The organism is Lysobacter soli (genome assembly GCF_009755585.1).
Taxonomy (GTDB): domain Bacteria; phylum Pseudomonadota; class Gammaproteobacteria; order Xanthomonadales; family Xanthomonadaceae; genus Lysobacter_J; species Lysobacter_J soli.
Genome location: NZ_CP046603.1, coordinates 2721699 through 2734111, shown reverse-complemented (window position 1 = coordinate 2734111; position 12413 = coordinate 2721699). Strand labels below are relative to the sequence as shown.

The following is a 12413-nucleotide window of genomic DNA, read 5'->3' as shown; positions in this document are numbered from 1 at the left end:
CGTGGCAAACGCGCGTCCGCGCAAAACGGGGTTGAGGCGCGTCAGCCGACCGGGTCGCGGATCACCAGCAGCCGCTGTTCGGTCATGTCGTCCATCGCGTAGCGGACGCCTTCGCGGCCCAGCCCGGATTGCTTCACGCCGCCGTAGGGCATGTTGTCGACGCGGAAGCTCGGCACGTCGCCGACGATCACGCCACCGACCTCGAGCCGGTCCCACGCGCGCATCGCATGGTCCAGGCGCCCGGTGAACACGCCCGCCTGCAGGCCGAAGTCGCTGTCGTTCACCTTGTCGAGCGCCTGCTCGAAGTCGTCGAACGGTTCCATGATCGCGACCGGCGCGAAGGCTTCCTTGCGGTACAGGTCGGAATCGCGCGGTACGTTCTCCAGCAGCGTGGCCGGCACCATGTTGCCAGCGCGATCGCCACCGGCCAGCCGCTTCGCACCGCCCTTGCGCGCGGCGGCGATCCACGACTCGATCCGCTGTGCCGCCTTCTCGTCGATCATCGGCCCGATGAAGGTGGATTCCTCGCGCGGATCGCCCATCCGCAGCTTCGCCACCGCGGCCTTGAGCTTCTTGCGCAGCCGGTCGTACACCGCCGCGTGCGCATAGATGCGCTGCACGCTGATGCAGCTCTGGCCAGACTGGTAGTACGCGCCGAAGACCAGTCGTTCGACGACGTGGTCCAGCGATGCACCGGGTTCGTCATCGATGATGCACGCCGCGTTGCCGCCGAGTTCCAGCGTCACCTTCTTGCGGCCGGCGCGCGCCTTCAGGTCCCAGCCGACGAGGCCGCCGGTGAAGCTCAACAGCGCGACGCGTTCGTCCTCGACCAGCTGCGCGGCGTCGTCGTTGCTGCACGCCATGATCGAGAACGCGCCCTTCGGAAGATCGGTCTCGGCGAGGATCTCGCCGATGATCAGCGCACCGATCGGCGTCTTCTCCGAGGGTTTAAGCACGAACGGGCAGCCGGCGGCGATCGCCGGCGCCACCTTGTGCGCGACCAGGTTCAGCGGGAAGTTGAACGGCGTGATGAAGCCGCACAGCCCGACCGGCACGCGCTTGACCATGCCGCGATAGCCGCGCGTGCGCGGCGAGATCTGCAACTCGACCATTTCGCCGCCCGGGCGCGACGCCTCGCCGGCCGCGATGCGGAAGGTGTCGATCAGTCGCGTGACTTCGCCGCGCGCGTCGCGGATGGGTTTGCCGGCTTCGATGCACAGCGCCAGCGCGAGTTCGTCGAAGCGTTCGGTAAAGCGCTGCACGCAATGTTCGAGCACATCGCGGCGCGCATCCGGCGGAAACGCCGCCACCGCCTCGCGCGCCTGGTAGCCCGCGACGATCGCCTTGCGCACCGCCGCGCCGTCGGCCAGCGCCACGCGCGTGGCGCGCTTGCCGCTGTATTTGTCGAGGACGTCGAGATCGGTGTTGGCCGCGACCGGACGGTTGGCGAGGTAGTAGGGATAGCTGGATTTCAGCCCCTTGCCGGCGCGCTTGTTCTTGTCCTTGGGCATGGTCTGCTCCCGGAAAACGGCAAGGGTAGGGCAGCCCGCGTTAGCGCGCGATCAGTTGTCGCGCAGGACCCGGACGATCAGGTGTCGCCGTCGTGCGCTTCCACGCGCACCGCGAGTTCGCCGTCGGACAGCCGCGCGGACAGGCGGTCGCCCGGGGCCGCATCGAGCACGCTGCGCACGATGCGGCCGTCTTCGTGGCGGAGGATCGAATACCCGCGCGCGACCGTGGCCAGCGGGCTCACCGCTTCCAGCGATCGCGCCAGCCCGCGCAGGTGCAGGGCTTCCTTCGACAGCCGGCGCACGATGGCCGATTGCGGGCGCTGCGCGACGGCGGCGAGGCGCTCGCGCAGCCGCGTGATTCGGCGTTGCGGATGCGCCGCGCGCAGCACGGCGTCGGCATGGCGAAGGTGCGCACGTTCGCGTTCGAGGCGGCGCTTCCACGCAGCGTCGAGGCGGCGCAGCGCATCGGCCTGGCGACGGCAGAGCATGTCCAGCCGCGCGCGCGGACGCAGCGCGTTGAGGCGCAGCGCGGCGCGATCGGCGCGCTGCATCGCCTGCCGCAGGCGCTGCAGTTGCAAATTGCGCAGACGCGCGTCGAGCACGCGCACACGGTGCAGCAGATCCTCGCGATTGGGCACCAGCAGCTCGGCGGCGACCGACGGCGTCGGCGCGCGCACATCGGCGGCGAAATCGCTGAGGCTGAAGTCGGTTTCGTGGCCGACGGCCGACACCACGGGCACGGGCGAAGCGGCGATCGTGCGCGCCAGGCGCTCGTCGTTGAACGCCCACAGGTCTTCCAGCGAACCGCCGCCGCGCGCGAGCGCGATCACGTCGTAGCGCTGCGCCGCCACCGCCTTCTGCAGCATCGCCACGATCTGCGCCGCCGCGCCTTCGCCCTGCACCGGCACCGGCAGCACATCGGCTTCGACGAGCGGGAAGCGCCGCGACAGTACGCTCAGCACGTCCCGCACCGCCGCGCCGGTGGGCGAGGTGATCACCGCCACGCGGCGCGCGAAACGTGGGAGCGGACGCTTGCGTTCTGCATCGAACAGACCTTCGGCGGCGAGCTTGGCCTTGAGTTCGTCGAACGCGCGGCGCAGCGCGCCTTCGCCGGCTTCTTCCAGATGGTCGAACACCATCTGGTACTCGCCGCGCGCTTCGTACAGCGTGAGCCGGCCGCGACCGAGCACGCGCAGGCCCTCGCGCGGCGTGAAGCGCAGCCAGCTGCTCTTGGGTCGGAACATCGCGCAACGCACCTGCGCGCGCGCGTCCTTGATCGTGAAGTACAGGTGCCCGGACGACGGGCGCGAGACGTTGCCCAGCTCGCCCTCGACCCAGATCGACGGGAAGGCGCCTTCCAGCAGGTCGCGCGCCAGCGTGTTCAGCTGGCTGGGCGTCAGCACCGTGTCGGGGCGGGTGTCGTCGGGGAGGTCGCGCATGGCGGGGGCGTTGCGATGGCCGGCCACGGTACCGCAGGTGGGGGCCCCGGTCACGTGATCGCACGCGTGAAGACGGACGGCCGCGGCGCCCGCGTGGCCTACAATATGCAGATGAATTCGCATGCCCAGGCGCCCTGTGCGCACCCCGGTTTCGGACCCCTGCCGCGCCGACTGACGACCGCGGTCCGCATCGGCGGCGTCGACGTCGGCGGCGGCCATCCGGTCGTCGTCCAGTCGATGACCAATACCGACACGGCCGACGTCGCCTCCACCACCAAACAGGTCGCCGAGCTCTGGCGCGCGGGCTCGGAAATGGTCCGCGTCACCGTCAACACGCTGGAAGCCGCGGCCGCCGTGCCGCGCATCGTCGACAAGCTGGCGATGATGGGCGTGAACGTGCCGATCATCGGCGACTTCCACTACAACGGGCACCAGTTGCTCACCGCCGAGCCGGCGTGCGCCGAGGCCCTGGCGAAGTACCGCATCAACCCGGGCAACGTCGGCTTCGGCAAGAAGAAGGACAGCCAGTTCGCAACGCTGATCGAACTGGCGATCCGCTACGGCAAGCCGGTGCGCATCGGCGCGAACTGGGGCTCGCTCGACCAGGCGCTCGCCGCGCAGCTGATGGACGAGAACCACGCGCTGCCCGAACCGCGCGAAGCGGCCGAAGTGCTGCGCGAGGCGCTGATCCGTTCGGCGCTGGATTCGGCCGTCCGCGCCGAGGAACTGGGCCTGCCGGCCGACCGCATCGTGCTCAGCGCGAAGGTCAGCGGCGTGCAGGAACTGATCGCCGTCTATCGCGAGCTCGCGCGCCGCGGCAAGTACGCGCTGCACCTGGGCCTGACCGAGGCCGGCATCGGCAGCAAGGGCATCGTCGCCTCCAGCGCGGCGCTCGGCGTTCTGCTGCAGGAAGGCATCGGCGACACGATCCGCATCTCGCTCACGCCCGAGCCGGGCCAGTCGCGCACGAACGAAGTCATCGTCGCGCAGGAACTGCTGCAGACGATGGGCCTGCGCGCGTTCACGCCGATGGTCACCGCGTGCCCGGGTTGCGGCCGCACCACCAGCACCTTCTTCCAGGAACTGGCCAAGACCGTGCAGGAACACGTGCGCGCGAAGATGCCGGAGTGGAAGATCAGCCACCCGGGCGCGGAGAACCTGACGCTCGCGGTGATGGGCTGCGTCGTCAACGGCCCGGGTGAATCGCGCCACGCGAACATCGGCATTTCGCTGCCGGGCACGGGCGAAGCGCCGTCGGCGCCGGTGTTCGAGGATGGCGAGAAGACCGTGACCCTGCGCGGCGAGAACATCGCGCACGAGTTCGTGGCGCTCATCGACCAGTACGTCGAGCGCAAGTTCGGAGTCGACGCCGCGCGTGGCGGCTGAATCCGGCGACAGCGCCGTTGCGAGCGTCCTGCGCTACGGCGCGGGGCACCTGCGCCGTCACGGCCTGCTGCTCGGGCTGGTCTTCGTCGGATTGCTGCTGCCGTTGTGGGTCTTCGGCGAGCTAGCCGACGAGATCCACGAGCAGGAAGCCATCGCGTTCGACGAGCCGATTCTCCGTTTCGCGCACGCCATGGCGCGCGAGGGATTCAACGAGTTCTTCGTGTTCGTCTCGAAGATCGGCTACGCGTGGGGCGTGGTGCCGTTCGACATCGCCTTCGTGCTGGTGCTGGCCGTGCTCCGGCGTTATCGCGAGGCGGTGTTCGCGGCGATCGCGCTGGGCGGTTCGGGCTTGCTCAACGTCGGCGCGAAGCTGTTCTTCGCACGCGACCGGCCGTCGCTGTGGGAGTCGATCGCGCCGGAAACCACGTACAGCTTCCCGAGCGGCCACGCGATGGGCTCGATGACGCTCGCCAGCGTGCTGGTGCTGCTGGCGTGGTCGACGCGCTGGCGCTGGCCGGTGATCGCGCTGATGGTGCCGTTCGTGGTCCTGGTCGGCCTGTCACGCGTGTATCTGGGCGTGCATTACCCGTCGGACATCGTGGCCGGCTGGGCGGTCGCGATGGCGTGGGTCGCCGTGGTCTTCCTGTCGGTGTATCGGGTGCACGGGCGGCCGTGGCGCGCCCGTGTACCTGGATCGGGTTGAGCGCAGCGCGATTCGCGCAGCGTCGGGGCGCTCACTCCATGCTGCAGGTCGCGCCGGCGCAGGTCATGGTGTTCCAGTCGAAAATACGCGAATGGCCCAGCTCGCCGGTGGGTCGTTGCACGCCGCGGGGAACGATGAACGTGGCCGAATGCGCGCCATACAGGCCCGCTGGAACCCGCATCGGGCGCACCACGACATAGGCGTTGTGCAGCATGCCGCCCGACACGCGCGACGGCCGTGCACCGCTGACCGGCGGGGCATCGCGGAGATTCGCGGCGTCGTAGGCCGAGTGCCAGGCGCTCAGGTCGCTCTCGCGCGCCTCGCGGAGCAGCCCCTTGGCGAGGGCATCGCGCAGGCCGGCTTCGCCCGCCAGCGGCGCATCCGGATCGCGGAACCCGCCCGGCGGCTGGGTTGCATCGGTGAGCAACCCGGACGTGCCGCCGTTGCCGACCGCAACGAAACCGTTGTTGGCAATGAAGGCACGGGTGACCGGCTGGCCGAACACGCGACGGGCGATCGGATTGAGCGTGGCGAGTTGCTCCTCGGTCACGTAAAAAGAGCCGCACGGCCCCTTGTTGTCATGGCTGCTGTTGATGCGCGGCACCGACGACGGCAGGCCGGCGATGGCCTGTCGGTGATAGCCGCTCACCAGCACGGCGACGATGCGCGTGCGCGGCGACCAGCCGATGTTCCATACGGTCGGTTCGTAAGCGCCCAGCATCAGGACCACGGGCAGGGCGTCTTCGCTGACGGCGACGTCGATCTGCGTCGCCTGGTGTCCGCTCTGGTCGATCTGGTAGTCCAGCTTGCGACCGGAGTAGGCACCAGCGGCGTAAACCGCGAACCTGGGCGGCAACGATAGACCCGGGAACTCGCAGCGCAGCGCGCTTGCGTCGGCGTCTGCACGGGGCGCGTCCACGTTGAACGGTACCAGTCGGCTGTCGGGGGCCGGCGGAGGCGGCGCGGCGTCCGAAACCGTCATGGGCGGCGTGGCGGGAGTGTTGTCGGACGACCGCACTTCAGCGGGGCGACTGACGGCGGTGTCGTGTCCGCGCAAACTTTCGATAGCCCCATCGCACGCGCATAGCGCCAGCGCCGTCAGTGCGGCGACCGCAATCCCTGCTCTCATGTCCATTTCCCCCGTTCGTGCCGTCATCGTAGGGAATGGGGTCAGACCCTGTCGAGGCCGGCTTACTCGCCGGGCTTGGCGGCCTCGACTGGTGCCGTCGTCGCGTGTCTGCGCAGCAGCACGGCTTCGCGATGGGCGATGTAGGCGTTCGCGGCGAGGATGATGCCGGCGCCGATCCAGGTGTAGACGTCGACCGATTCGTTGAACCAGAGCCAGCCGACCAGCGCCACGAGCGGCAGCTGGATGAAGCTGATTGGCGTCAGCGCCGACACTTCGCCGAGTTTCAGCGCATGCGTCCATAGCACCTGGCCGCCCGTGCCGAACAAACCGGCGCCGATGACCCACAGCCACACGATGCCCTGCGGCCATTCCCACGCGAACAGCGCCGGAATCAGCGAGATCGGCACCCAGAACAGGTAGGTGTAGAGCACGATCGTGTTGGCGGCGTCCACGCGCGCCAGCTGCTTGATCTGGATCGCCACCACCGCGCTGAGCACCGCGGCGAGCAGGGCAATGAGCGTGCCGCCGGTGAATTCATGCGAGAACGGCCGCACGATCACCAGTACGCCGATGAAACCCGCGGCCACGGCGGCCCAGCGTCGCCCGCGCACGGTCTCGCCCAGCATCACCGCGGCCAGGATCGTCACGAACACCGGTGAGGAATACGACAGCGAGATGGCCTGCGCCAGCGGCAGGTGGCCGATCGCCCAGAAGCCGCACAGCATCGAAAAGATGCCGATCACGCAGCGCACGAAGTAGCGCGGCAGCTGCTTCGTTCGCAACGCCGCCGGATCCATGCGCATCACCAGCGGCAGCACGGTCATCAGGCCGAAGAAGTTGCGGAAGAACGCGATTTCCACCGTGCTGAGCGTGTGCGACGCGAGCCGGATCGCGATCGCCATCACGCCGAAGCACAAGGTACTGGCCAGCATGAATCCCGCGGCGCGAAGCGGATGGGGCAGGGCTTCGCTCACCGTTGCAACTCCTTACCAGCTCGCGCCGACGATGCGCGGTTCGGGCTCGATGGATACCGCAAAGCGCGTGCGCACCGAGTCGGCGATGCGTCGTGCCAGCGTGAGCAATTCGTGGCCGCTGGCGTTGCCGTGGTTCACCAGCACCAGCGCGTGTGTGGGCGCGACACCGGCATCGCCGTCGCGATGGCCCTTCCAGCCGCTGGCGTCGATGAACCAGGCGGCCGAGAGCTTGCGCGTCTCCGGTCCGTTGCCGCGGAACACCGGCATGCCGGGATGTTCGGCTTGCAAGGCTTCGGCCTGCGTCACCGAGACGATGGGATTCTTGAAGAAACTGCCCGCGTTGCCGAGCACGGCCGGATCGGGCAGCTTGCGTCGGCGTATCGCGATGACCGCCTGCGCCACATCGCGCGGCGTAGGCGAGGCGATGCCCATCGCGATGAGTTCGTCGCCGATGCCGGCGTAGTCCAGCTTCAACGCCGGCGTGCGCGGCAGCGCGAATTCGACGGCGGTGACGATGAAGCGGTCGGGTTCGTGCTTGAACACGCTGTCGCGATAGGCGAACGCGCACTGCCCGGCGTCGAAGCGATGCACGCGGCCGGTGGCGGGTTCGAAGCTTTCGACGGCATGGATGAACTCGCGCACCTCGACGCCGTATGCGCCGATGTTCTGGATCGGTGCGGCGCCGACGGTGCCGGGAATCAGCGACAGGTTTTCAAGTCCCGCGAAGCCTTCGTCCAGCATGCGCAGGACGAACCCGTGCCACGCGACGCCGGCGTCCGCGCGCACGATGGCCATGTCGCCTTCGTCGCGCACGATGCGCACGTCCTGTCCGGTGAGCGCCAGCAGCGGGACGTCGGGATCGCCCGCGAACAACAGGTTGCTGCCGCCGCCAAGCACGAGCGGCGCGCGGCCGGCGAACTCGCTGCGTGCGAACAGGCCAGGCAGGGCGGTCGCATCGGCGACTTCTGCGAACAGCGGCGCAGTCGCGGCGACGCCGAAGGTGTTGCGCGAACGAAGCGGCGCGCCGTGCAGCACGCGGATGGGGTCGGTCATGGGGACGTGCGTTCGCGGCTCATACGATCGGCGGCATGTTGCCGCGACTCGGGGCTTCCTTGCGGCGACGCATCGCTTCGACGCATTCCTTGATCAGCGCCGGCCCGCGATACACCAGGCCGGTGTAGCACTGCACCAACGTCGCGCCCGCGGCCATCTTCGCCGCGGCATCGGCGCCGGACAGGATGCCGCCCACGCCGATCATCGGAATCGACTCCGGCAGGCGCGTGCGCATCATGCGCAACACCGCGGTTGCCTGGCCGAGCAGCGGCTTTCCGGACAGCCCGCCCGCTTCGTTGGCCAGTGGCGAGCCTTCGATACCCACGCGCGAGATCGTGGTGTTCGTGGCGATCACGCCATCCACATGCAGATCGCCCAATACGCGCGCGGCGGCCTCGACGTCGTTGTCGGTCAGGTCCGGCGCGATCTTCACCAGCATCGGCACGCGCCGGCCGTGGACGCCCGCAAGCCGTTCCTGCGCCTCGCGCAGCGTGCCGACCAGGCGTCGCAGCGCCTGCTCTTCCTGCAATTCGCGCAGACCCGCGGTGTTGGGCGAGGAGATGTTGACCGTCACGTAGTCGGCGAGCGGATAGACGCGCTCCAGGCAGAACAGGTAGTCGTCCTCCGCCGAATCGTTCGGCGTGTCCTTGTTCTTGCCGATGTTGATGCCGAGCAGGCCGTGGCGCCGCTTCGCCCGCTCGACGTTACGCACCAGCACATCGACGCCGCCATTGTTGAAGCCCAGCCGGTTGATGACGGCCTCGTGCTCCGGTAGCCGGAACATGCGCGGCTTCGGATTGCCTTCCTGCGCACGCGGCGTGACGGTGCCGATCTCGACGAACCCGAACCCCAGCGCCATCAGCGCATCGATGTGCGCGCCGTTCTTGTCCAGACCGGCAGCCAGGCCGACCGGATTGGGGAACGTCAGTCCGAACGCGCGCGTCGGCAGCGGCGTGGGACGCCGCGACAGCAGTGCGCCGGCGCCGGTGCGGTACGCCACTTCCAGCGCGTTGAGCGCTGCGCCGTGCGCGGCTTCGGCGTCCAGGCCGAACAGGAAGGGGCGGGCGAGTCCGTACATTCAGTCAGCCTGGAGGGTGGCCTGGGTCGAGAACCGTATGCGGGTGTGAACGCGGATGGACGGAAGCTCCTACAGGTCGAACTTGATGCCCTGCGCCAGCGGAAGTGCGTCGGAGTAGTTGATCGTGTTGGTCTGGCGGCGCATGTAGGCGCGCCAGGCGTCCGAACCCGATTCACGACCGCCGCCGGTTTCCTTCTCGCCGCCGAACGCACCGCCGATCTCCGCGCCACTGGTGCCGATGTTGACGTTGGCGATGCCGCAATCCGAGCCGGCCGCCGACAAAAATGCCTCGGCCGCCTTCAGGTTCTGCGTGAAGATCGCCGACGACAGGCCCTGCGGCACGTCGTTCTGCATGTGGATGGCGTCGGCCAGGTCACGGTACTTCATGACGTACAGGATCGGCGCGAAGGTCTCGTGCTGCACGATGTCCGCGTCGTTCGACAGCCCCGTCACGATGGCGGGGAGCACGAAGTTGCCGGCGCGCTCGATGGCGGCGCCACCGGTTTCGACCTTGCCGCCGGCGGCCTTGGCCTGTTCGATCGCGTCGAGGTAGGCCTGCACGGCGTCGCGGCTGTTGAGCGGACCCATGAGATTGGCCGGATCGGTCGGATCGCCGATCTTCTTCTCCACCTGCTTGTAGGCGGTGACGAGCTTGGCGAGGACGTCGTCGTAGATCGACTCGTGCACGAACAGGCGGCGCGTCGTGGTGCAGCGCTGCCCCGCGGTGCCGACGGCGCCGAAGACGATTGCCGGAATGGCGAGCTTCAGGTCGGCCGTGGGGTCGACGATGATCGCGTTGTTGCCACCCAGCTCCAGCAGCGAGCGGCCCATGCGGCGCGCGACGCGCTCGCCGACGATGCGGCCGACCTTGGTCGAACCCGTGAAGCTGATCAGCGGGATGCGCTTGTCGTCGACGAAGCTGGAAGCGAGCTCGGTGCCGGCGTCGTTGAACAGGAAGAAGATGTCCGGGAAACCGCCGGCCTTCAGCGCCTCGTTGCAGATCTTCATCGATGCGACGGCCGACAGCGGCGTCTTCGGCGAGGGCTTCCAGATCGTGATGTCGCCGCAGATCGCCGCGATGAAGGAGTTCCAGGCCCACACCGCGACCGGGAAGTTGAACGCCGAGATCACGCCGACGAGACCGAGCGGATGCCACTGCTCGTACATGCGGTGGCCGGGGCGCTCGGAATGCATGGTCAGGCCGTACAGCTGGCGCGACAGACCGACGGCGAAGTCGCCGATGTCGATCATTTCCTGCACTTCGCCGTCGCCTTCCGGCTTGGACTTGCCCATTTCCAGCGCGACCAGCGAGCCGAGGGCGTCCTTGTGCCTGCGCAGTGCGTCGGCGCACAGGCGGATCGCCTCGCCGCGACGCGGAGCCGGGGTGGTGCGCCACACCTTGAAGGCGGCCTGGGCGCGCTCGACGATGGTGTCGTAATCGGACTGCGACGACGCGTGGACCTTCGCCAGCACCTCCCCGTTGGTCGGGTTCACCGACTCGAGCACGCCCGCATCGCGGGTGCCGGACCACTCGCCGTTGCCGAGATAGGTACCGGATTCGGCGGCGTTCAGGCCAAGGGCGGTGAGGACGGGGTGGGTCATGGCGGCTCCCTTTACTGCGACAGTGGCGGCCCCGACACGATTCGAACGTGCGACCTGTCCCTTAGGAGGGGACCGCTCTATCCAGCTGAGCTACGGGGCCATGAGGCGGGCATTTTCGCATGAACGCGTGCGGATCGGGCCGGGAAGGCGCCCGATCCAGCGTCGGAAAAGCCTGCGAATCGCCGTAAGCGCCGTGATCCCCGGCCGTTCGTGGCGACTGCTCGATGACGCGCGGCGTCAGCCGTCTTCGCCGAGGTCCGGATTCACCGGATCGTGCTGGCCCTTCGCCACCACCGTCGTCGCGGTGAGATCGCCGGTGACGTTGCCCAGCGTCGCGAAGACGTCCGGAATCGTGTCCAGCGCCAGCAGCAGGCCGAGCGGCTCGACCGGCAGGCCAAGCGCCTGCGTCACCGGCATGTTGGTCGCCATGAAGCTGACCTGGCCGGGCAGTCCCACGGAGCCCATGCTGATGACCACTGCCAGCGCCGCCGCGGCGGCCCATTGCGCGATGCTCAGGTCCACGCCGTAGGCCCACGCGATGAACGCCGCCACGCCCATGTACTGGATCGGGCTGGTGATGCGGAACAGCGACACCGCCATCGGCAGCACCAGCGAGGTCACGCTGAGCGGGTGGCCCAGGCGCTCACGCGAGGATTCGATCATCGCCGGGAGCGAGGCCAGCGAGGACTGCGTGCTGGCCGCGACGACCTGCGCGGGCGCGATCGCCGCCGCGAAACGGCGCAGGCGCTCGCCGCCGGCGATGATCGCGATGGGGTACATCAGCGCCGTCGCGAGCAGGTACATCGTGCAGAGGATGGCGATGTACCAGCCGAACGCGCCGATCATGCCGTGGCCCACGCGGGCGCACACGGCCAGCACCAGCGCGAACACGCCGATCGGCGCCACCCACAGCACCCAGTGCACGATGACGATCATCACGTCGGCGATGCCCTGGATCAGTTCGAGCACGCGGGCGCGGCGGCCGGCCTCGATCCTGGTCAGGCCGAAGCCGAAGAACAGCGCGAACACCACCAGCGGCAGCATCGCGCTCGACGCGGCCGCGGCCAGTGCGTTGGCGGGGATGATCCCGGCGAACCATTCGGCCAGCGAGCTTGGCAGCGACAGTTGCGCCGCGCCGGCGGTCGCGGCTCGCAGCGATTCGGCCAGACCCTCCTGTCGCGGCACGAACGAGAACAGGATGGGCGCCACCGTCGCGGCGAACGCGGCGCAGACGGCCAGGATGACCACGAACGTGACGATCGCCTTGCGCGCGGTGCGGCCGGAAGCCGCGGCGTCCGTCGCGTTGTTCACACCGATCACCACCAGCGCCGCGACCAGCGGCACCACGGTCATCTGCAGGGCGTTGAGCCAGAGGCGACCGACCGGTTGCACGAAGTCGGCGACCTTGCCGGCCAGTACCGGGTCGATCCACGCGAGCGACAGGCCGATGGCGGCGCCGAGGAAGAGTCCGAGGAGTACGCGGGCGGTGTTCGACATCGGGGATCGGGTTTCCGGGTCTGTGCGTCGAGGCCCATCCT

Annotated in this window: 10 protein-coding genes and 1 tRNA gene; 2 read left to right on the top strand and 9 right to left on the bottom strand. The window is 68.8% G+C overall.

Annotated features, from left to right (window positions below):
- Positions 1-41: 41 nt before the first annotated feature.
- Complete coding sequence (locus GOY17_RS12420) at positions 42-1511, bottom strand: aldehyde dehydrogenase family protein (RefSeq protein WP_157030640.1); 1470 nt, start codon at positions 1509-1511, stop codon at positions 42-44.
- Positions 1512-1588: 77 nt separating this feature from the next.
- Positions 1589-2950 (bottom strand): exodeoxyribonuclease VII large subunit, encoded by a 1362-nt coding sequence (gene xseA / locus GOY17_RS12415; RefSeq protein WP_157030639.1) that lies wholly within the window; start codon positions 2948-2950, stop codon positions 1589-1591.
- A gap of 111 nt (positions 2951-3061) precedes the next feature.
- Here xseA and ispG point away from each other — a divergent pair, with 111 nt between their 5' ends.
- Entirely contained in the window at positions 3062-4336 is a 1275-nt protein-coding gene (gene ispG / locus GOY17_RS12410; protein WP_157030638.1) for a flavodoxin-dependent (E)-4-hydroxy-3-methylbut-2-enyl-diphosphate synthase, read from the top strand.
- Entirely contained in the window at positions 4326-5039 is a 714-nt protein-coding gene (locus tag GOY17_RS12405) for a phosphatase PAP2 family protein (RefSeq protein WP_425482267.1), read from the top strand. Before ispG ends, GOY17_RS12405 begins: the two co-directional genes overlap by 11 nt.
- 31 nt (positions 5040-5070) lie before the next feature.
- On the opposite strand, the gene GOY17_RS12400 is transcribed toward GOY17_RS12405, so the two are convergent.
- From GOY17_RS12400 to GOY17_RS12370, 7 genes are all read right to left on the bottom strand, one after another.
- Positions 5071-6195: a hypothetical protein gene (locus tag GOY17_RS12400; protein WP_157030637.1), complete on the bottom strand. Its 1125-nt coding sequence runs from the start codon at positions 6193-6195 to the stop codon at positions 5071-5073.
- 35 nt (positions 6196-6230) lie between these two features.
- Entirely contained in the window at positions 6231-7100 is an 870-nt protein-coding gene (locus tag GOY17_RS12395; protein ID WP_157031718.1) for a DMT family transporter, read from the bottom strand.
- 54 nt (positions 7101-7154) lie between these two features.
- Positions 7155-8195, bottom strand: a complete 1041-nt coding sequence (murB, locus tag GOY17_RS12390) for a UDP-N-acetylmuramate dehydrogenase (protein WP_157030636.1) — start codon at positions 8193-8195, stop codon at positions 7155-7157.
- Between the two features lie 19 nt (positions 8196-8214).
- Positions 8215-9273, bottom strand: a complete 1059-nt coding sequence (locus tag GOY17_RS12385; RefSeq protein ID WP_115844467.1) for a quinone-dependent dihydroorotate dehydrogenase — start codon at positions 9271-9273, stop codon at positions 8215-8217.
- Between the two features lie 69 nt (positions 9274-9342).
- Positions 9343-10875 carry an L-piperidine-6-carboxylate dehydrogenase gene (amaB, locus tag GOY17_RS12380; RefSeq protein WP_115844470.1) on the bottom strand — a complete coding sequence of 511 codons (1533 nt, stop codon included), beginning with the start codon at positions 10873-10875 and terminating at the stop codon, positions 9343-9345.
- A 23-nt stretch (positions 10876-10898) separates the two neighbouring features.
- Positions 10899-10975 (bottom strand) — tRNA-Arg (locus GOY17_RS12375).
- A gap of 137 nt (positions 10976-11112) precedes the next feature.
- The gene (locus tag GOY17_RS12370; protein ID WP_157030635.1) at positions 11113-12372 is read right to left on the bottom strand and encodes a dicarboxylate/amino acid:cation symporter; all 1260 of its coding nucleotides are present in this window, start codon (positions 12370-12372) and stop codon (positions 11113-11115) included.
- Positions 12373-12413: the final 41 nt, after the last annotated feature.

Excerpts from the sequence above, each read along its gene's own strand:
- GOY17_RS12420 (WP_157030640.1), bottom strand. The coding sequence starts at position 1,511 with ATGCCCAAGGACAAGAACAAGCGCGCCGGCAAGGGGCTGAAATCCAGC.
- xseA (WP_157030639.1), bottom strand. The coding sequence starts at position 2,950 with ATGCGCGACCTCCCCGACGACACCCGCCCCGACACGGTGCTGACGCCC.
- ispG (WP_157030638.1), top strand. The coding sequence starts at position 3,062 with ATGAATTCGCATGCCCAGGCGCCCTGTGCGCACCCCGGTTTCGGACCC.
- GOY17_RS12400 (WP_157030637.1), bottom strand. The coding sequence starts at position 6,195 with ATGACGGCACGAACGGGGGAAATGGACATGAGAGCAGGGATTGCGGTC.
- GOY17_RS12395 (WP_157031718.1), bottom strand. The coding sequence starts at position 7,100 with ATGCTGGCCAGTACCTTGTGCTTCGGCGTGATGGCGATCGCGATCCGG.
- murB (WP_157030636.1), bottom strand. The coding sequence starts at position 8,195 with ATGACCGACCCCATCCGCGTGCTGCACGGCGCGCCGCTTCGTTCGCGC.
- GOY17_RS12385 (WP_115844467.1), bottom strand. The coding sequence starts at position 9,273 with ATGTACGGACTCGCCCGCCCCTTCCTGTTCGGCCTGGACGCCGAAGCC.
- amaB (WP_115844470.1), bottom strand. The coding sequence starts at position 10,875 with ATGACCCACCCCGTCCTCACCGCCCTTGGCCTGAACGCCGCCGAATCC.
- GOY17_RS12370 (WP_157030635.1), bottom strand. The coding sequence starts at position 12,372 with ATGTCGAACACCGCCCGCGTACTCCTCGGACTCTTCCTCGGCGCCGCC.